Source organism: Arthrobacter oryzae, from assembly GCF_037911235.1.
Classification (GTDB): domain Bacteria; phylum Actinomycetota; class Actinomycetes; order Actinomycetales; family Micrococcaceae; genus Arthrobacter; species Arthrobacter oryzae_E.
The window spans coordinates 163,501-182,897 of sequence record NZ_JBBLYW010000003.1; the positions used below are offsets into that span (position 1 = coordinate 163,501).

Sequence of the window (19,397 nt, forward strand, 5' to 3'; positions counted from 1 at the left end):
TCCCGCCAGCGGCCGCCCATCGACCGAAGGCCTATTTCGCGGGGTTGTGGGTTCCGATCGGCACCAGGGTGAGGTCCGGGTGGTTCTTTTCGATCCGGCGCAGTGCCCAGACGTCATTGAACAGGGCCAGGTATTCGCCGTCGGAGCGCAGCAGCACCTCGGCACCGGGCACGTTCGCCAGCGCGGGCATAGCGTCCGCCGTCGAAATCCTTGCCATCGAGTACGGGAGCCGCTCCAGGCGCATGGGGGCGCTGAAGTCGTGCGCCATGCGGTCCTCCACCACTTCGAACTGCATGGGGCCGACGGCGGCAAGCACCGGCGCTTGGTCTCCGCGGATGTCGGAGCGGAGCACCTGGATGACGCCCTCGTGCTCGAGCTGCTCGATGCCGCGGCGGAACTGCTTGAAGCGGCTGGGGTCCTTGGAGCGTGCCACCTGGAAGTGTTCGGGCGCGAATAGCGGGATCGCCGGGAACTCCACGGGTTCGTCCAGGAACAGGCTGTCGCCCACCCGGAGCGATGACGCGTTGACCAGTCCAACGACGTCGCCGGGGAACGCTTCGTCGATGACTTCGCGCTCACGGCCGAACACCTGCTGCGCGTACTTGGTGGCGAACGACTTCCCGGTGCGTGTCTGGGTGACCACCATGCCCCGCTCGAAGACGCCGGAGCACACGCGGATGAACGCAACGTGGTCGCGGTGGGCCTTGTTCATGCCCGCCTGGACCTTGAAGACGAAGCCCGCGAAGGGTGCGTCCACCGGGCGGGGGTCGCCCTCGACGTCGGGACGGGGGGCCGCCGGCGGGGCGAAGTCCACCAGGGCGTCCAGGATTTCCTTGACGCCGAAGTTGAGGGCGGCGGAGCTGAAAAGGATGGGGGTTGCCTTGCCCGCGTGGAAGGCGTCGACGTCGAATTCGAGGTTGGATTCGATGACCAGCCCGGCCTCATCCACGGCGTTGGACCAGTCGTCACCCTGGTTGGCGGCAGCCTCTTCAGGTGTGAAGTACTCGGTGAGCGCGATGTTGGCACCGGCATTGTTGCGCTGGAACCGGGCAAAGCGGTCGTTGCGGAGGTCCCACACGCCGCGGAAGTCGCCGGAGATGCCCACGGCCCAGGTCAGCGGCATGGGCTGGAGCCCGGTGCGTTCGGTGATTTCGTCCATGAGCGCCAGGGCATCCAGGCCCGGGCGGTCCCACTTGTTGATCACGGTGATGATGGGCAGGTTGCGCTGCTTGCAGACCTCGAACAGCTTCATGGTCTGCGTCTCGAGGCCTTTGGCGGCATCAACCAGCATCACGGCGCAGTCAACGGCGGCCAGGACGCGGTAGGTGTCTTCGGAGAAGTCGGCGTGGCCGGGGGTGTCCAGGAGGTTGATCACGGTGTCCCGGTAGGCGAACTGCAGGGCGGCGGAGCTGATGGAGATGCCGCGGTCCTTTTCCATCTGCATCCAGTCCGAGACCGTTTCCTTGCGGTTGGCCTTGCCGCTTGAGGCGCCGGCAGTGCCGATCACCTTGGCGTGCAGGGCCAGGGCTTCAGTAAGCGTCGATTTGCCGGCGTCGGGGTGGGAAATGACCGCGAAGGTCCGACGCCGGGCCGCCTGCTTGTGAATCTCCTGGACTCGGGCGGGGCTGAGGACTTCTTGGGACACGGTGCTACTTTCGCTGCGGCATGGGGCTGGGATGGGATGTGAACGCTAAGTTCAACAGGATCTGCATATGGGCCGGCACGCGTGAACTGTGCAGCCAAGGTTTCCAGTTTATCGCAGGGCGGCAGGCGCCGCCGGTGGGACGCCCAAGTGCCGCTTCCCGCCGTCGTCGTACGAAGCCTTTCCGGACCACCATCACCGGCAGGCCAAACGGGCCACTTTGAGGCTTGTCCGTGCGGTTATTGCGCTTTTTGCCCCTAGTATGGAGCCAGTGGGAAATTGAGTACTTTTGATCCTGCCGGCGGCATCGTAAAACCGGCATACTCGCAGGCAACGGCCTGCACCTTTGAAGGGACAACCTATGGCTCGGAGCCCTGAAGATTCGCTTAAGGCGACTCTGGGCAGAGTGGCTCCAGGCACCGCTCTGCGCGACGGCCTGGAACGCATCCTCCGCGGACGCACCGGCGCGCTGATCGTCCTCGGCTCGGACCGCACCATTGAGTCCATCTGTTCCGGCGGATTCGATATCGGGATCGACTTCTCCCCCACCCGCCTCCGCGAGCTGGCCAAAATGGACGGCGCCATCATCTGCGACAAGGACGCCGGCAACATCCTCCGGGCCGCCGTGCAGCTGGTTCCGGACTCGAGCATCGAAACCCAGGAATCCGGCACCAGGCACCGCACGGCAGAGCGCGTGGCCATCCAGACCGGCGTTCCGGTGATTTCGGTCAGCCAGTCCATGCAGATCATCGCCCTTTACGTGAACGGGCTGCGGCACGTCCTGGAAGGTTCGGAAAAGGTCCTGGCCCGCGCCAACCAGGCCCTGGCCACCCTGGAACGGTACCGGTCCCGCCTGGACCAGGTCACCAGCTCGCTCTCCGCCCTGGAAATCGAAGCCATGGTCACCGTCCGCGACGTCGCCGTGACGCTTCAGCGCCAGGAGATGGTGCGCCGGATCTCCGAGGAGATCTCCCAGTACGTGCTTGAACTGGGCGAGGACGGACGCCTGCTTTCGCTGCAGCTGGACGAGCTCACGGTGGGCCGGGGCCCCGGCAGCGATGTGATCATCCGTGATTACGCCGGCCCGAACGCTTCTCCGGAGGACATCGACGGCGCCGTCAACGCCCTGCTCAGCCTCGGCCCCACCGAGCTGATCGACCTCAGCAGGATCGCCGGAATCATCGGCTTCGCGGGCGGCGTGGACACGCTCGACGCCGTGGTGCAGCCGCGCGGATACCGTCTTCTGTCCGGCCTGAAGGCCGTGCCCAAGGCCGTGGCGGACAGGCTCGTTGACCACTTCGGCGGCCTCCAGTACCTGATGGCGGCCACCATCGATGACCTCATGACCGTCGACGGCATCGGCGACCAGCGGGCCCGCACGGTCCGGGAGGGGCTGAGCCGCATGGCCGAGGCGAGCCTGCTGGACCGGTTCCTCTAAGGCCCGCCGCCGTCCGTCGGCCCCAGGGACGCGTTAGAGCAGCTGGAAGACGGCCTTGGTGCTGGACTTCGTTCCGAGCCTGGCCACGAACATGTAGTACGCCCCGCCGGCACCGGGCTTCGCGGACACCGCGCCGCAGCCGGGCACGCTGCGGTTGCGCTGCCACGGGAAGTTGGCGGTCTCGCTCTGGCCCGGAGCGATGGTCTTGACCAGGTCACTGCTCTCCGCCTGGCAGTCAACCGAGGAGAAGATCCGGTCGGAGCCGCTGGTCACCGTGTACTCCATTTGGGACGTGCCCAGGTTCACCTCGCATGCCACTTTTCCGCCGTTGGTGACTTTCAGGCTGAGCAGCGGCGTCTCGCCCGCGGCGTAGGCAGCCTTATCGGTGGACGCGGAGACTGTGACCAGGCCCTGGTCGCACGTTGGCGACGCCGGTGTGCTGGGCGTGGCAGATGCCGACGGCGTGGCATCCGGATTCGCCCCTTGCGCGTCCGAACCCTTCCGCTCCGTGGAGGAGGCCTGCTCGGAGGAACGCATGGCCCCGGACACGGCAGCAAAGCCTCCCAGCGCCACAGAGGCAACCAGAAGCAGCACCAGGCCAACAAACAGCCTGCGACGGCGGTAGACCGCCTTCAGCGGAGGCCGCCCCGCCTGCCGGCCGGGGGTGCCCTTCGGTTTCGAACCGCTCTTTCCTGAAGTGCCTTGCCTGACCATCCTTCTAGGCTAGAGAACGCCGGGCACATTGGCGCACCACCACGCCGGGAAGGCGGACCCCTGGCCAGTATCCACTACAGTATTTGCATCGAAGCCTTAGCCGTACCCACTGCCATGTCCCCGGCGAGTCGCCCCCCGCTGCCGCCGCTGGCCGCCCTCCACGAAGCCCTTGACACCTGGTTCGGGACCAGCGCCCGCGAGCTGCCGTGGCGCGACCCCGGATGCTCCCCGTGGGGTGTCCTGGTCAGCGAAATCATGCTGCAGCAGACGCCCGTGGTCCGGGTCCTGCCCGTGTGGGAAGACTGGCTCCTCCGGTGGCCCACGCCTGCCCACCTCGCAGCCGAAGCGTCCGGTGAGGCCGTGCGGCACTGGGGCCGGCTCGGCTACCCGCGGCGGGCACTGCGCCTGCACGGGGCAGCCGCCGCCATCGTCGAGAAGCACGACGGCGAGGTGCCGGGAACGTACGACGCCCTCTTGGAACTTCCAGGGGTGGGCAGCTACACGGCGGCGGCCGTAGCGGCGTTCGCCTTCGGCCGCCGCGAAACCGTTGTGGACACCAACATCCGCCGCGTCCACGCGCGGCTCTTTTCGGGCACGGCCCTGCCGGCACAATCGCTGACAGCGGCGGAAATGCGGCTGGCCGCTGAACTGCTTCCGGCCGACGCCGGACTCTCGGTCCGCTGGAACGCCGCGGTCATGGAGCTGGGAGCTTTGATATGCACGGCCAGGGCGCCCAAGTGCGGTGATTGCCCGGTGCGCGGCGCGTGCGCGTGGCTGGCGGCGGGCGAGCCGCCGCCGTCGTACACCCCCAAAGGACAGTCCTGGCACGGCACCGACCGGCAGGTCCGGGGTGCCGTGATGGCCGTCCTCCGCCTTGCGGAGGCGCCGGTTGCACCGGAGATGTTCCATCAGCCCGCCGCGGACCTTGGCTTCGAAGCAAGCGGCATCGGCGTCCCGCTTGCGGCGCTGCACCGGCTGAATTCCGCGCCGGAACAGCTGGAGCGCGCTTTGGCCGGGCTGGTCAGCGACGGCCTTGCCGAACTCCGCCCTGGCGGCCTGACGCTGCCCGCCTGAGGCAACCGGCCTGAGTGCCTGCCCCGAGTGCGCGCAGGAATCGGCCGGAATGCCGGCGCGCTCTGGCGCGCCAGTCCGGACAGATCTACGCTGAAGCATGCGCAGCTTGGGCGTGCTTCTGGCAGCGGTCACGACGTCGTTGCTCCCGTCCGCATGCCTGCCAGAAGCAGTGCCGTGCCCGGCCATCGCGCAGGCACCCGTGGTGGCGCTGACTGTGGCGGCCAGCTACGCGCCAAGCGTCAAGGCCATCCATTTGAAGGCCTGCCAGGACGGCACGTGCCGGGAAGCCGACCTTGAACTGATGCCGGGCAGCACCGCCGTGGATCTGGGCTGCGAGCCCTCGGCCGGCCCCGACGGCGTATGTTCCGCAACCTCCTCGCCTGACGGCACCCTCACGGGCATGCTGATGATGGACGTCCTGACCGAATCGCGCATCGACGCCACAGCCACCGGCACCTCCACGGCCGGGGCGCCGCTGCCTGAACGCACGCTGAGTTTCCTGCCAAGGGCGGAGTACCCGTTCGGGGAGCAGTGCGGAAAGTTCGTTACGGCCGGCGTGCTGCTGGATGCAGACGGCCTCAGGCAGGCGCCGTAAGTTAAGGCTCCCCGAACCCCGCCTCCACCAGGCCGCCGACGTACTTCACAGCCTTGGCAGCGTCCGGCCCCCACGCCTCGATGTGGAGGACCGATCCCCTGCCCGCGCCGAGGGTCATCAGGCCGGTCATGGACGCGCCGTCCACGCCGTTGACCGTCACCTCCGCGTCCATGCCTGCGAGCCCCCCGGCGATCTTCGCGGCGGGGCGGGCGTGCATGCCCGCCTGGTTAACCAGCTCAAAATCACCCGCGGCTTCGGGCGGCCCTGACAGCTCCTCTTCCGCCGGCGCCTCCGGGGCCTCGGGAGCCGGAGCGCGGCGGACCGCTTCCGCCGCCTGCCTAACTCCCGTGGCGTCCGCCCCCGCCTGCGCCGCAACAGCTGCTGCCACCAGCCCCTCGACCAGGGGAGCATCGGCCAACAGGACCGAGTCCGGATCCGGCAGGAATTCCACAGCCGATTCGGCCGTCATCACGGCGGAACCGAGGTCCGTCAGAACCACAACGCCGTCGCCGCCGGCTGCTTGTTCCAGGGCCGCCATGACCTTTTCGAGGCTGGTGCCGATCCGGCCGTCGTCGGTACCGCCGGCCGGAAGGATGACGACGTCGGGTGCCATTTGGGCGGCCAGCTCCGCGGCGCCGTCGGCGATCTTTTCGCTGTGGGACACCACGACGAGGCGTACCGTCACTCGGCTGCCCCGGCCGCAGCGCGCAGGATGAGGGCGGTGGAGACCGCGCCGGGATCGCGGTGGCCGGCGCTGCGCTCCCCCAGGTAGCTGGCGCGCCCCTTGCGGGCGATGAGCGGATCAGTGGCAACGGCACCCGCCTCAGCAGCCTCCGCAGCTGCGAGGAGGACTTTGACGACGTTCCCGTCGCCTTCAGCGGCTTGCGCTGCTGCCGCATCGACGGCGGGCGTCCAGGCGTCCACCATGGTTTTGTCGCCGGATTCGGCCTTCCCCCGGGCCACAACGCCGTCGCGGGCGGCCTGGATAGCGGCGGCCATCGCTGCGGGATCGATGTCCGTTGTGTCGCCCAGTGAGGTGGAGGCACGCAGGAAGGCCGTGCCGTAGAGAGGACCGGCGGCACCGCCCACCTTGGACATCAAAGCCATGGCCGTGAGCTTCAGGGCCGCGCCCGGCGTGGCGGGGGGTGCCTCGGCAAGCTTCTCCATCACGGCCTTGAAGCCGCGGTCCATGTTTTCGCCGTGGTCGGAATCCCCGATGGCCCGGTCCAGTTCAATCAGTTCCACCCGGTGGTCCGCCATGGCCTGAGCGGAGAGGGTAAGCCACCGCACGGCCCAGTCAACGTCCAGCCCCATGGTCAGATGCCCCATCGCAGCGCGGCAGTGTGGACCGGCGCATCCCAGAGGCTGGTGAGTTCATCGTCGAGCCGCAGCACGGTGATGGAGCAGCCCTGCATCTCCAGCGAGGTGATGTAATTGCCCACCAGGGAACGCTCCACCGTGACACCCTTCTCCGCGAGCACCTGGGCTGCGCGGCGGTATACGATGTAGAGCTCGCTTTGCGGGGTTCCGCCCATGCCGTTCACGAACAGGAGCACCTTGTCGCCGGAGGCGACGCCAAGGTCGGACAGGATAGGCTCCAGCAGGCGGTCGGTTATGCCGTCGGCGTTTTCCATGGGGATCCGGTGCCGCCCCGGCTCACCGTGGATGCCGATGCCGATTTCGATTTCGTTCTCTTCCAGGTCAAAACTGGGCGTCCCTGCGTGCGGGACGGTGCAGGCAGTCAGTGCGACGCCCATGCTGCGGACGTTCTGATTGACGCGGTCTCCGATGGCGGCCACCGCGTCCAGGTCGTCCCCGCGTTCCGCGGCCGCACCTGCGATCTTCTCCACCAGGACCGTTCCGCCCACGCCGCGGCGGCCGGCGGTGTAGAGCGAGTCCTCCACGGCGACGTCGTCGTTGACCAGGACAGTGCGGATCTGGACGCCCTCGGCTTCCGCCATTTCGGCGGCCGTTTCGAAATTCAGGACGTCACCGGTGTAGTTCTTGACGATGTGGACGACGCCCTTACCGGAGTTCACTGCCAGGGTGGCCGGAATGATCTGGTCCGGCGTGGGCGAAGTGAAGACGGCGCCGGGCACGGCGGCGTCGAGCATTCCCAGTCCGACGAATCCTCCGTGGAGCGGTTCGTGGCCGCTCCCGCCGCCGCTGACAAGGCCCACTTTCCCCGCCACCGGGGCATCTTTGCGGGTAATGAATTTGGGCTCGGCACTGACGGTCACGAGGTCCGCGTGGGCAAGGCCGAAGCCTTCCACGGACTCGTCCACCACAGCGCGGGGATCGTTGATCAGCTTCTTCATTGGAGTGCTCCCTGGAGTGTCCTGGCGGCTTTGTCTTGACCCTACTACCGCGGCCCGGGCAGCGGTAGCGCCCTGTCGAATCGTCTGGCTAGGTGGGCAAACGAAAAGGGACAGCCCCCAATTGACTGTCCCTTCGCTTCCAAGCTTGTGTCCCCGGGCAGGCTCAGCGTTTCCCCCAGGTGGCCGGGAGGAAATCCGGCCACGCCGCGGCCCCTATGTGGAATGCCGACGCCTCAGAAGGCCGGCTGAGCGGATCGCTGCGGGTCAGAACCGCAGTCAGATTCATCTGAAACGCCGAAAAATCCGGAAAAATGGCGAGTTCGCGCATTTCTGTCCTTCGAGGTGGTTTCGGGATTCGTGCTTACCAAGCAGGCTCTATCAATTTTATACATCGATTCGATATAAGGGAAGACTTAGAAATATGACATTAGTGGCGGGCGCCGGGACCCAGCGCCGAACTGGCTACAGGGCTTTGATCATGCGCGTGTTGCCCAGGGTGTTGGGCTTGACCCGCGCGAGGTCCAGGAATTCCGCCACACCTTCGTCATGCGAGCGCAGCAACTCGGAATAGACCACAGGGTCCACGGCTGTCTGGTCGGCCATGACGTCAAAGCCGTGCTTCTTGAAGAAGTCCACCTCGAATGTCAGGCAGAACACGCGCGAGACTCCCAGCGCTTTGGCCTCCTCGAGGAGGCTCTCCACCAGCACGTGGCCCACGCCCTTACCGCGCCACGCGTCCGAGGCCGCGAGCGTGCGCACTTCCGCCAGGTCCTCCCACATGACGTGCAGGGCGCCGCAGCCGATCACCTCGCCGTCGGCCGACTCCGCGATCCTGAACTCCTGCAGGCTTTCGTAATAGGCCACCGTCTCCTTGGCCATCAGAATCCTTTTATCCGCCAGCGGCGCCACCAGTCGCTTGATGGCAGCTACGTCGCTGGTGCGGGCAGGGCGGATACGGAAGGTCTCAGTCACAGCCCCCATCTTACGACCGCCCCGCCCCCGGTCTCACAAGCCCAGGTCAGCGGGCAAAGGCACGTCCCGGTCCAGCACGTTTTTCGCGAGGAAGTGCTCGACGACGCCGTACCAGACCTTGGCATGCTGCGGCTGCAGGATCCAGTGGTTCTCGTCCGGGTAGTAGAGGAAGCGGTGGGGCGTCCGGCCGTCGCCGTCGGCTGCCTGCTGCGATTTGGACAGCAGTTCGTACCAGAGCCGAAGTCCCTCACCGATGGGCACCCGGTAGTCCTTGTCGCCGTGGATGACCAGCATGGGTGTGCTGATCTTCTCTACGTGCAGGTGCGGCGAGTTCGCCAGGGCCATGTCGGCCGTCATTTCTTTCAGCCAGTACTGCGACGCGTCCGTAGTGGGGCCGAACTGGTCCAGTGCCCACAGGCTGGCGTGAGTGACGATTGCGTCGAAGCGGTCCGTCTGGCCCGCGACCCAGTTCGCCATGTAACCGCCGAAGGAGCCGCCCATGGCAGCTGTCCGGGACGCGTCAATATCCGGGCGCCGCACCGCGGCATCCATGATTTCCATGAGGTCGGTATACGGCGCCTTGCCCCACTCTCCCCAGCCGCGCTGAATGTAGGCCTGGCCGTAGCCGGTGGACAGGGCCGGATCCGGAAGGAGCACCGCATAGCCCTTAGCCGCCAGCAGCCACGGGTTCCAGCGCCACGTCCACGCGTTCCATGAGCCCAGGGGTCCGCCGTGGATCCAGAGGAGCAACGGCGCCGGGTTCTGCGCGGAGGCGCCATCCGGCAGGGCCAGGTAGGCGGAAATCCGGGTGCCATCGGCGGCCGTCACCTCGATGCGCTCCAAAGAGCCCTGGATGCGCGGGCGCTCAGCAGGGGCCGGAAGCCGGGTGACGTCACCGCTCGCCAGATCGATCCGGACCGCCTCCGGCGGAAATTCGTACGAGCTGCGCAGCGCGTACGCACTCCGCCCGTCCGGTGAAACCACGACGTCGGTGTAGGCGGCCGCGTCGCGGGTCACCCGGGCGACGCTCACCTCAGCGGCAGACTCCGGAACGGTGATCCGGAAGACCGGGGAGGCGCCGTCGTCGTCGGCTGTCACCAGAAGGGCGGAGCCGTCCGGCAGCCAGGCCGCCTTGATGGCCCAGCGGTCCCAGTCGTGGGCCAGCGGCCGGAGGTTCGCTTCGGGCTCCCCCGGCGCACTGACATCCAGAAGGTGGAGCTTGACCTGCGGAGCCTGGTGGGGAGTGGTGTCCGATTCGCTCATCACCACGAGGGTGCGGTTGTCCGGGCTCACCGGACCCGCGAAGTAACTCATGCCTTCGCGGTCCAGCAGAACCCGCTGCGTTGCAGTAGCCACGTCTATGGCCACCAGGACGGAACGTGAGTCCGCCTTGGCGAGTGGTTTGTCGAGACTGGTATAAATCGTTTTGCCATCGGGACTGGCCACCGCATCCGCGTTGCGGAGCATGCCTGCCACGCCCGGCGTCAGGTTCCGGAGCTTCAGCGGTGCGGCGGCATCCACCGTCGCCGGCCTGCCGCGTTCCTTGTCCTCCCCCGGCTCAACGGCGAAAATTCTCGGCTGATCCGGGCCCAGGTCGGCATCCCAGTAGCGCACCGGATAGCCGCTATGGAGGATGGCGGACACCTTGTTGTCCTTGCGGCTCTTACGCCGTGCCTCGTCCGCTTCCTCGTCCGGGGAACCTGCCAGCACGGAGGCCGTGACGAAGGTGGCGCCGGCGTCCCGGGCAGACATCACGTGGCTGACCCCGCCGGCGCGCGAAAGCACCACGCGGGCTTCGCCGCCGTCCGCCGGCAGCTGCCAGAGGGCGCTAACAGGGTCCTCATCAGGGTTCTCGGGATCGGGGCGTGCCGACGTGAAGTAGAGATCCCCCGTGGAGGCAAATGCCGCGCCCGCCTCGCCTTTGGCGCTGCGGGTGATCCGGCGGGCATGCTTCTCCCCCGCCGGGTCCAGTTCCCAGAGGGCTGTCACGTACTCGGTGCCCTTGGAGTTCAGCGTGGCGACGGTGGTCACCAGCCGTTTTCCGTCCGGACTCAAAGTCAGCCCGCCCACCCGGGGAATGGCCAGGTAGTGGTCAATATCGTGGAAAGGGGTCGCGGGTTGTTCACTCAGGATCGCTGAGTCCTCAGAAGCCATGAAGAGATTCAACACCCACTGTGGGCCGGATCACAGCACGTTCACTACTAGTGAAACAGTGCTCTCACAACCCGCCCGCTCCTCCTCAAGGCGGGCGGCGACCGTCGGGGCGCTTCGGCACCGGCGCCATTTGCCGCTTGCTGCTCCTTCGTCGCTTTGACGCAAGCTACACAAATGCCACCGCCGCCTTCGCTCCGCTCGGGGGGTGCGGACGGCGAGGCAAAGACGTTAGGCGCTGCCGGTCAGGCATTTGTGTAGGCGCCGTCTAAGGGAGGAACGACCGAGGCGCCGGCAAATGTCTCGGCCGTCAGCTCCGGACCCAGCCTCGGGTGCCAGGCCAACGCAAAGGCCCCGCCCGCTCATTGCAGAGGGGGCGGGGCCTTAGCGGTGATGCTTAGACGCTCGGAGCGATTTCCGGGATGCGCGGCTTGGCGTTTCCTTCGAAGGTGAACTTGGCGTCGTCGCCTTCGCCGTCCACATCCACCACTACGATGTCGCCCGCGTGGATCTCTCCGAAGAGGATCTTCTCGGACAACTGGTCCTCGATCTCGCGCTGGATGGTGCGGCGCAGCGGCCGCGCACCCATGGCGGGATCGTAGCCGCGGGTGGCCAGGAGCACCTTGGCAGCCTTGGTGAGTTCGATGCCCATGTCCTTGTCCTTGAGGCGCTTCTCCAGGCGGCCCACGAACAGGTCCACGATCTCGATGATTTCGTCCTGGGTCAGCTGCGGGAACACCACAACGTCGTCAACACGGTTCAGGAACTCGGGGCGGAAGTGCTGCTTGAGTTCTTCGGTGACCCGGGCGCGCATCCGGTTGTAGCCGGTCTGCGTGTCCGTGCCGGACTGGAAGCCGGTGGCAACGCTCTTGGAGATGTCACGCGTACCGAGGTTGGTGGTCATGATGATCACGGTGTTCTTGAAGTCCACCACGCGACCCTGGGAGTCGGTCAGGCGGCCGTCTTCCAGAATCTGCAGCAGCGAGTTGAAGAGGTCCGCGTGGGCCTTCTCCACTTCGTCGAACAGGACCACGGAGAACGGACGGCGGCGGACCTTTTCGGTCAGCTGCCCGCCTTCTTCGTAGCCGACATAGCCCGGAGGCGCACCGAAGAGGCGCGACACCGTGTGCTTCTCGGAGTACTCGGACATGTCCAGGGTGATGAGGGCATCCTCTTCACCGAACAGGAACTCCGCGAGGGCCTTCGCGAGCTCGGTCTTGCCGACGCCGGTGGGGCCGGCGAAGATGAAGGACCCGCCCGGACGCTTGGGGTCCTTCAGGCCTGCACGGGTGCGGCGGATGGCCTGGGACAGGGCCTTGATGGCCTCGTTCTGGCCGACGACGCGCTTGTGCAGTTCGTCTTCCATCTTCAGCAGGCGCGAGGACTCTTCCTCGGTCAGCTTGAAGACCGGAATGCCGGTGGAGTTCGCCAGCACCTCGGCGATGAGATCCTCATCCACCTCGGAGATGTCGTCCATGCCGCCGGTCTTCCAGTGGCGTTCCTTCTCGGCACGCTCGGCAATGAGCTTCTGCTCCTTGTCGCGCAGCGAGGCAGCACCTTCGAAGTCCTGCGCGTCAATCGCGGACTCCTTCTCCATCTTGAGTTCGGCGATGCGCTCGTCCATGGCCTTCAGCTCCGGCGGAGCCGTCATCCGGCGGATGCGCAGGCGTGCACCGGCTTCGTCGATAAGGTCAATCGCTTTGTCCGGCAGGAAGCGGTCCGAGATGTAGCGTTCGGACAGGTTCGCGGCCGAGGCGAGTGCGCCGTCGGTGATGGTCACGCGGTGGTGGGCCTCGTAGCGGTCGCGCAGGCCCTTGAGGATCTCGATCGCGTGCGCGACCGACGGCTCCTTGACCTGGATCGGCTGGAAGCGGCGCTCGAGCGCTGCGTCCTTTTCGATGTGCTTGCGGTATTCGTCCAGCGTGGTGGCACCGATGGTCTGCAGCTCGCCGCGGGCCAGCATGGGCTTCAGGATGGACGCGGCATCGATGGCGCCTTCGGCGGCACCCGCACCCACCAGGGTGTGGATTTCGTCGATGAACAGGATGATGTCGCCGCGGGTGCGGATCTCCTTGAGGACCTTCTTCAGGCGCTCTTCGAAGTCACCGCGGTAGCGGGAGCCTGCCACCAGGGACCCAAGGTCCAGCGTGTAGAGCTGCTTGTCCTTGATGGTCTCCGGGACGTCCCCGCGGACGATCGCCTGGGCGAGTCCTTCAACGACGGCGGTCTTGCCGACGCCGGGCTCACCGATCAGGACGGGGTTGTTCTTGGTGCGCCGGGAAAGGACCTGCATGACGCGTTCCATTTCCTGTTCGCGTCCGATAACCGGGTCCAGCTTGTTCTCCCGCGCGGCCTGGGTGAGGTTGCGGCCGAACTGGTCCAGGACCACGGAACCGGCGGGGGTGCCCTCCGGCTGGCCGGCACCGACGCCAGCGCCGGTGGTCTCCTTGCCCTGGTAGCCCGAGAGCAGCTGGATCACCTGCTGGCGGACGCGGTTCAGGTCAGCTCCGAGCTTGACGAGCACCTGGGCAGCCACACCTTCACCCTCGCGGATGAGCCCCAGCAGGATGTGCTCCGTGCCGATGTAGTTGTGGCCCAGCTGCAGCGCTTCACGGAGCGAAAGCTCCAGCACCTTCTTGGCGCGCGGGGTGAAGGGGATGTGGCCCGACGGGGCCTGCTGGCCCTGGCCGATGATCTCCTGCACCTGCTCGCGTACGCCGTCGAGCGAAATGCTCAAGGACTCCAGAGCTTTGGCGGCAACGCCCTCACCTTCATGGATCAGACCCAAGAGGATGTGTTCGGTACCGATGTAATTGTGGTTCAGCATGCGTGCCTCTTCTTGGGCAAGCACAACTACGCGACGGGCACGGTCCGTAAATCGCTCAAACATTTCGCCACACTCCTAGCTACGACGTACTTTGATGCTACGTGGCGGACCCCGACTTGTGGAGCGTGTTCGCCACAGGGGAAACCCGGGACCGGCGTACGGGGTTGACGGCGCCTGCCCGCGGGGGTGCCGGACCATCCGGACCGGGCGCTTATTGGCTTTGATAACGGCCGGGAATCCCGCTTACTGCGGGGCTTAAATTGCACCGTAGTTGCCTGCACCCTGACTAGTTCCGCAACTAGTTCCCGGCAGGTTCCCGCTGCAATAACCCCTAAACAGCCGCCCCCTCTTAACCGCGGCAGGGTCCGACGCAGGCGGGCATTCAAATGGCAATGCCCCCGCCGCTAGGCAGGGGCATTGCTTTTCAACGCAAAACTGCGGCAGTGCTAGGAATTAGCCTTCTGGTAGGCTTCCTGAATTTCAGCCTGGATACGGCCGCGGCTGTTAACCGCATAGCCATTCTCCCTGGCCCACTGACGAATCTGTGCAGAGTCCTGGTTACGGCCGCCTGAGACCTTGGTGCGGGTGGCACGGCCGGTGGACGTCTTGCGCGCGCTTGAAACAAACCGCTCCAGCGAGGAGCGGAGTTCTGCAGCATTGGCACCGGACAGGTCAATTTCGTAACTGACGCCATCAAGGCCAAATCGGACAGTTTCGTCCGCGGTTCCCCCATCCAGATCATCAACAAGGATGATTTTTACTTTCTGTGCCATATAAATTCTCTCTTTTGGAAAGGACGGGTATGCAGAAAAGCAGGATGTATCTGTAAAAAGTATCCCCCGGTTTATGGCAACGCGTCAAAGTGGCAAAAGGTTCCTGTGAATGGTGCGCAGGAATACACAGGAAGTATTAGTTTGTGCCGTTCCCGTTGCCGGCATTGGTGCCGGTATTCGGTTCGTCATTCTGTCCGTGATTGGATCCGGCCGCGCGGGCGTCCGCCTCGGCCTGCGCCCGCGCTTCGGCCTGGCGTTCCGACTTGTCGGCATTGAAAATCGACTTCATGGCGAACCAGAAGAGCAAACCGACCACAAGCGAAGGCAGGAGGACTGCAACGTACTCCACGGTCAGTGTCCTTCGGGCTTCAGCAGCGGGAACAGGATTGTCTCGCGGATGCCGGCACCGGTGAACAGCATCACGAGGCGGTCGATGCCCAGCCCGATGCCGCCCATGGGCGGAGCGCCGTACTCCAGCGCGCGCAGGAAGTCTTCGTCCAACTGCATGGCCTCGACATCTCCGGCGGCTGCATGCCTGGACTGCTCGGTCAGGCGTTCCCGCTGGATGACGGGGTCGATGAGCTCGGAGAATGCCGTCCCGCGCTCCATGCCGCCGATGATCAGGTCCCAGGCTTCGATCAGGCGGTCGTCTTCGCGGTGCGGGCGGGCGAGCGGCTGAGCGGAGGGCGGGTAGTTGTACACGAACGTGGGGTTCAGCAGGGTGGGCTCCACGATTTCGCCGAACAATTCGACGGCCAGCTTCTCCGCATCCCATTTAGGGTCCACCTTGACGTCATGCTTGGCCGCCACGGCCCGCAGTTCCTCCACGGTGGTGTCCGGAGTGATTTCCTGGCCCACGGCGTCGGAAAGTCCCGGGTAGACGGCCAGCCACTTCCATTCGTCGTCGAGGTTGATCTCCCCGGCTTCGGTCTGGATGGTGCGGCCCACGCCGGCGGCGTCGGCGGCGTCGAGGATGATCTCCTTGATGCGGTCCGCCATGACGAACTGGTCGGCCCAGGCTTCGTAGCATTCGAGCGTGGTGAATTCGGGGCTGTGCGTGGAGTCCACGCCTTCGTTGCGGAAGACCCGGCCCATGTCGTAGACGCGGTCGATGCCGCCCACCACGGCGCGCTTGAGGTACAGCTCGGTGGCGATGCGCAGGGTCATCTTCTGGTCGAAGGCGTTCATGTGGGTCTCGAACGGCCGGGCGAGGGCGCCGCCGTGGACCAGCTGGAGCATCGGGGTTTCCACCTCGACGTAGTTGCGCCGGTGCAGGCTTTCGCGGATGGAGCGGGTGATCGCGGCGCGGGTGTACACCATCTCGCGGGCTTCGTCGCGGACCATCAGGTCCACGTAGCGCTGGCGGACGCGGGTTTCTTCGTTCAGGCCGGCGTGCAGCACGGGCAGCGGGCGCAGTGCCTTGGAGGCCATGGACCAGGAGTCGGCCATCACGGACAGCTCGCCGCGGCGGGAAGAAATGACCTCACCCTTGATAAAGACGTGGTCGCCGAGGTCGACCAGGGCTTTCCATTCAGCCAGGGAGTCTTCGCCCACGTTCGCCAGGCTGAGCATGGCCTGCAGCCGGGTTCCCTTGCCGTCCGTGCCGCCCTCTTGGAGCGTGGCGAAGCACAGCTTGCCGGTGTTCCGGATGAACACGATGCGGCCGGTAACGCCCACAATGTCTCCGGTGGTCTCGTCGGCCTCGAGGTGTGCGTACTTCTCCCGGATCTCACTGAGGGAATGCGTGCGTTCAACACCCACCGGGTAGGCCTCGCCGCGTTCAATCAGCTTGGCGCGCTTCTCCATGCGGATGCGCATCTGCTCGCTGGCGTCCGCCGGTTCGGCAGCATTGGTCGGGGTGGGGGTGTTTTGGGAAGTCACAATCCCTAAGTTTACCGGGAGTTCTCCGGCATGTTTTTCCGGCCGCCCACGATCCCCCTCACCCGGGAGTTTTTGTCCGGATAGTGGCTCCAACGGGCCGCTTATCCCCCGTTATCCGGACAAAAACTCGTGGCTGAGTTTGCTGAGGGGTGGGGCATAGACTCGGAGCTGTGGAATCTCGGACGATCAGGACGGACGACGGCGACGGTCACCTTCAGGTGCACTCCTTCAGGCCGCCTCACCGTCCGGGAGTGCCCGCAGCGACGGGCGGCCCGCAGGACGCGCTGACCGCCGGCCCTGACGGCGGCCCGGACGAAACAGCGCAACCCGGCGTCGTCGTCGTACACGGAACCCTGGTGACCGACGCGCTGTACCGGCCGTTCGCGATGAAGATCGCACGCCTGCTGGGACGGCCCGTTCACACCTACAACCGCCGCGGCCGCGGCGGCTCGTCGGGCCAGCGAGAAGACTATTCAGCGGCGACGGAGGTCAGCGACCTTCGTGCCGTCCTGCAGGCCACAGGCTCCTCGGACGTCGTGGCCCACAGCTACGGCGGGTTCGTGGCCCTGCAGGCGGCCAGGACCGAGCCCATCCGGCGGCTCGTGACCTATGACGCTGCGGTTTCCCTGTCCGGCAGCCTCAGCCGCCGGTGGCGGCCGGAACTTGAGCATTCCATGGCGGCGGGACAGCTCGACCACGCGTGGGCGCACTTGGTCCAGGGGCTGGAAACGGCCGGGCCGGTCTCCAAACTCCCGCTCGGAGCCCTGCGCATGCTGAGCATCCTGTCCGCCCGGACCCGCCTCGGCGCGGAAATGCGGCAGCTGCTGCCCACGGCCGTTGCCGAAATGCGGGCGGTGCTCCAGGCCGACGCGGAACTGGAGGACTTCGCCGGCGTCACCACGCCCACCTTAATGCTCAGCGGCGGCTGGAGCCCGGCGTATTTCGCTGAGACCGGACGCCAGCTCGCGGCGGCCGTCCCGGCGATCGAGTTCGCCCTGGTCCCCGGGCAGCTGCACGAGGGTCCGCTCCGTCCCGGGCACGGCCTGGCCCTCACCACCGCGCGGTTCCTCGCCAACGACGCCGACCTGCGGCTCCAGCGCATCCGCGCCGCCCGGCTCCCGCAGGGCAGCCGTTTTAGGATGGCTCCGTGAAGGAAACCGCCGAACGCGAGCAAACAGTGAAGCAGCAGGTCATCGAAACGCACGACGGCGGCCGGCTGGCTTTGTACAGCTACGGAACCGCGGATGCCCCCGGCGAGCGCCGGGTGGTGGTGATTGGCGGAGCGTTCCTCACGGCACTGATCTACCGGCCTTTTTCCGAGGCGCTGTCCAAGGGCCTGGGCGAGGGCTGGGCGGTGGACGTCTATGACCGGCGCGGCCGCGGCGACTCAACCCCGCAGCCGGCGGACTACTCCATGGCCACCGAGATTGCCGATGTCCGGACCATCATGGACGCCACCGGCGCACGCAACCTCTTCGGCCACAGCCTGGGCGGTTCCGTGGCGCTGAACGCGGTCCAGGAGTTCACCGGCACCTCCTATATGCCGGACAAGCTGGCCGTATACGACGCCGCCGTTAACATCGACGGCAGCATTGACACCGCCTGGCTGGACGGGTTTGAACAGGCCGTCAACAGCGGCAAGGTGGGCCACGCCCTGGCACACATGAAGAAAGCCACAAAGCCCGGAACAGCGATGGCCCGGATCCCCGAACCCATCCTTGCCGGTTTGATGGCGCTCGTGTCCCGCACCAGGCTCAACAGAATGTTCAGCGGGGTAATGCCCAGCGCAGTGGGAGAGCTACGGGCTGCCTACAACGAAGCCGACCACGCCCGGGACTTTAGCGTCCTCCCGGCCGCCACCCATTTCATGGCGGGCGGCAAAAGTCCCAGCTACTACAAGGTCACGGCCCAGCGCCTCCACGCCGCCGTGCCGGGGAGCACCTATGAGCTGTCCCCCAAAGGTTTCCATGGCTCCATCCCGGCCGCTGTGAAGGAACTCGTCTCCGACATTTCCGAATACTTCAAAGGCTGACCGGCCCCCGGTCGTTTCCTGCCGCTTCCCTGTGTATCCCGCCCCGCTACTGCGCGGTTCCTGCCGCCCCGGGTAGGCTCGGAACATGACGCGCGAGAACATCAAAACACCCGACGGCGGAACGCTGGAGCTCTACACCACCGGAGCCGAACTGGCCTCGGCGGGCTCGGGCGTCGTCGTCGTCCAGGCTTCAATGGTCACCGCGGCGGACTACACGCGCTTTGCCCAGAAACTGAGTGCCTCGCTGGGCCGGCCGGTGCACACGTTCAACCGGCGCGGACGGGGAGCATCATCACCGCAGCCTGCGGACTACACGCTGGACGTGGACATCCGCGACCTCGACACCGTGATGAGGCACACGGCCAGCACGGACGTCTTCGGGCACAGCTTCGGCGGCGCCGTGGCGCTGCACGCAGCACGCACGCTGCCCGTGGAAAGACTGGCGGTCTACGACCCCGCCGTCTCCGTCAACCACAGCGTTAAGGCCGACTGGATCCCCGAATACGAACGCGCCACCGCGGCCGGCGACGACGACCGCGCCCTTGCCGTCCTGCTTAGAGGCCTCGAAACCGGCGGCGCCCTGTCCTCACGGATGCCGCTCTCGATGCTGACGCTGGCCAACAAGCTCACCGCCGGAACACCCCTCGGAAAGCAGCAGCGCGATCTGATGAAGGCCGGGGTTCGCGAGATCAAGGCGATCATCGCGGCGGACATGCCGGCTGAGCCGTTCCTGGCGCTGCCGCTGGAAACCCTCATTATCGTGGGCGAAAAGAGCCCGGCCTACTTCGGCATCGCGTGCGGCCAGATCCACGACGTCCTGTCCGGCTCGAGCTACACCATCCTGCCCGGAGCCGGCCACGACGGCGTGAACCGCGCGCCGGACAAGCTGATCACGGAACTGAGCGAGTTCTTCGCCGGCTGACCCGGCTTCACTGCCTACACAGCGCGAACGGACACTTGAGGCCCCGCTTTTTGGGGCC

General features: G+C 66.2%; 18 protein-coding genes. 6 read left to right on the plus strand and 12 right to left on the minus strand.

The features are described 5' to 3' along the window. Nucleotides 1-31: 31 nt before the first annotated feature. Nucleotides 32-1,645, minus strand: coding sequence for a peptide chain release factor 3 (locus WMN78_RS01150; RefSeq protein ID WP_340531537.1), 1,614 nt, complete (start codon nt 1,643-1,645; stop codon nt 32-34). Nucleotides 1,646-2,003: 358 nt separating this feature from the next. On the opposite strand from WMN78_RS01150, the gene disA reads away from it, so the two are divergent. Continuing rightward, the gene (disA, locus tag WMN78_RS01155) at nt 2,004-3,080 is read left to right on the plus strand and encodes a DNA integrity scanning diadenylate cyclase DisA (RefSeq protein ID WP_340531538.1); all 1,077 of its coding nucleotides are present in this window, start codon (nt 2,004-2,006) and stop codon (nt 3,078-3,080) included. 33 nt (nt 3,081-3,113) lie between these two features. On the opposite strand, the gene WMN78_RS01160 is transcribed toward disA, so the two are convergent. Continuing rightward, nucleotides 3,114-3,794, minus strand: a complete 681-nt coding sequence (locus tag WMN78_RS01160; protein WP_340531540.1) for a hypothetical protein — start codon at nt 3,792-3,794, stop codon at nt 3,114-3,116. Between the two features lie 114 nt (nt 3,795-3,908). Here WMN78_RS01160 and WMN78_RS01165 point away from each other — a divergent pair, with 114 nt between their 5' ends. Continuing rightward, on the plus strand, nt 3,909-4,868 hold the full coding sequence (locus tag WMN78_RS01165) for an A/G-specific adenine glycosylase (protein WP_340531541.1): 960 nt from the start codon (nt 3,909-3,911) through the stop codon (nt 4,866-4,868). A gap of 97 nt (nt 4,869-4,965) precedes the next feature. Beyond that, entirely contained in the window at nt 4,966-5,463 is a 498-nt protein-coding gene (locus tag WMN78_RS01170) for a hypothetical protein (protein WP_340531542.1), read from the plus strand. Nucleotide 5,464: 1 nt separating this feature from the next. On the opposite strand, the gene dhaM is transcribed toward WMN78_RS01170, so the two are convergent. The 10 genes from dhaM to lysS all read right to left on the minus strand — a co-directional run bounded on the left by dhaM (nt 5,465) and on the right by lysS (nt 16,385). After that, the gene (gene dhaM, locus WMN78_RS01175; protein ID WP_340531543.1) at nt 5,465-6,148 is read right to left on the minus strand and encodes a dihydroxyacetone kinase phosphoryl donor subunit DhaM; all 684 of its coding nucleotides are present in this window, start codon (nt 6,146-6,148) and stop codon (nt 5,465-5,467) included. Further along, nucleotides 6,145-6,777: a dihydroxyacetone kinase subunit DhaL gene (gene dhaL, locus WMN78_RS01180; protein ID WP_340531557.1), complete on the minus strand. Its 633-nt coding sequence runs from the start codon at nt 6,775-6,777 to the stop codon at nt 6,145-6,147. The genes dhaM and dhaL overlap by 4 nt, the downstream gene beginning before the upstream one ends. Nucleotides 6,778-6,779: 2 nt before the next feature. Next, nucleotides 6,780-7,781 carry a dihydroxyacetone kinase subunit DhaK gene (dhaK, locus tag WMN78_RS01185; RefSeq protein ID WP_340531544.1) on the minus strand — a complete coding sequence of 334 codons (1,002 nt, stop codon included), beginning with the start codon at nt 7,779-7,781 and terminating at the stop codon, nt 6,780-6,782. 163 nt (nt 7,782-7,944) lie between these two features. Beyond that, nucleotides 7,945-8,109 carry a hypothetical protein gene (locus WMN78_RS01190; protein ID WP_340531545.1) on the minus strand — a complete coding sequence of 55 codons (165 nt, stop codon included), beginning with the start codon at nt 8,107-8,109 and terminating at the stop codon, nt 7,945-7,947. Nucleotides 8,110-8,243: 134 nt separating this feature from the next. Further along, entirely contained in the window at nt 8,244-8,762 is a 519-nt protein-coding gene (locus WMN78_RS01195) for an amino-acid N-acetyltransferase (protein ID WP_371745950.1), read from the minus strand. Nucleotides 8,763-8,786: 24 nt separating this feature from the next. Beyond that, nucleotides 8,787-10,907, minus strand: a complete 2,121-nt coding sequence (locus WMN78_RS01200) for a S9 family peptidase (RefSeq protein WP_340531546.1) — start codon at nt 10,905-10,907, stop codon at nt 8,787-8,789. Between the two features lie 394 nt (nt 10,908-11,301). Further along, entirely contained in the window at nt 11,302-13,794 is a 2,493-nt protein-coding gene (locus WMN78_RS01205) for an ATP-dependent Clp protease ATP-binding subunit (RefSeq protein ID WP_340531547.1), read from the minus strand. A 383-nt stretch (nt 13,795-14,177) separates the two neighbouring features. Continuing rightward, nucleotides 14,178-14,504: a histone-like nucleoid-structuring protein Lsr2 gene (locus WMN78_RS01210; protein ID WP_028270336.1), complete on the minus strand. Its 327-nt coding sequence runs from the start codon at nt 14,502-14,504 to the stop codon at nt 14,178-14,180. Between the two features lie 136 nt (nt 14,505-14,640). After that, nucleotides 14,641-14,853 carry a hypothetical protein gene (locus tag WMN78_RS01215; RefSeq protein WP_340531548.1) on the minus strand — a complete coding sequence of 71 codons (213 nt, stop codon included), beginning with the start codon at nt 14,851-14,853 and terminating at the stop codon, nt 14,641-14,643. A gap of 2 nt (nt 14,854-14,855) precedes the next feature. Further along, the gene (lysS, locus tag WMN78_RS01220) at nt 14,856-16,385 is read right to left on the minus strand and encodes a lysine--tRNA ligase (RefSeq protein ID WP_340531549.1); all 1,530 of its coding nucleotides are present in this window, start codon (nt 16,383-16,385) and stop codon (nt 14,856-14,858) included. A gap of 284 nt (nt 16,386-16,669) precedes the next feature. On the opposite strand from lysS, the gene WMN78_RS01225 reads away from it, so the two are divergent. The 3 genes from WMN78_RS01225 to WMN78_RS01235 all read left to right on the plus strand — a co-directional run bounded on the left by WMN78_RS01225 (nt 16,670) and on the right by WMN78_RS01235 (nt 19,339). Next, nucleotides 16,670-17,536 (plus strand): alpha/beta fold hydrolase, encoded by an 867-nt coding sequence (locus WMN78_RS01225; protein WP_425341097.1) that lies wholly within the window; start codon nt 16,670-16,672, stop codon nt 17,534-17,536. Between the two features lie 26 nt (nt 17,537-17,562). Further along, nucleotides 17,563-18,417 (plus strand): alpha/beta hydrolase, encoded by an 855-nt coding sequence (locus WMN78_RS01230; protein ID WP_340531558.1) that lies wholly within the window; start codon nt 17,563-17,565, stop codon nt 18,415-18,417. 85 nt (nt 18,418-18,502) lie between these two features. Next, nucleotides 18,503-19,339 (plus strand): alpha/beta hydrolase, encoded by an 837-nt coding sequence (locus WMN78_RS01235; protein ID WP_340531551.1) that lies wholly within the window; start codon nt 18,503-18,505, stop codon nt 19,337-19,339. Nucleotides 19,340-19,397: the final 58 nt, after the last annotated feature.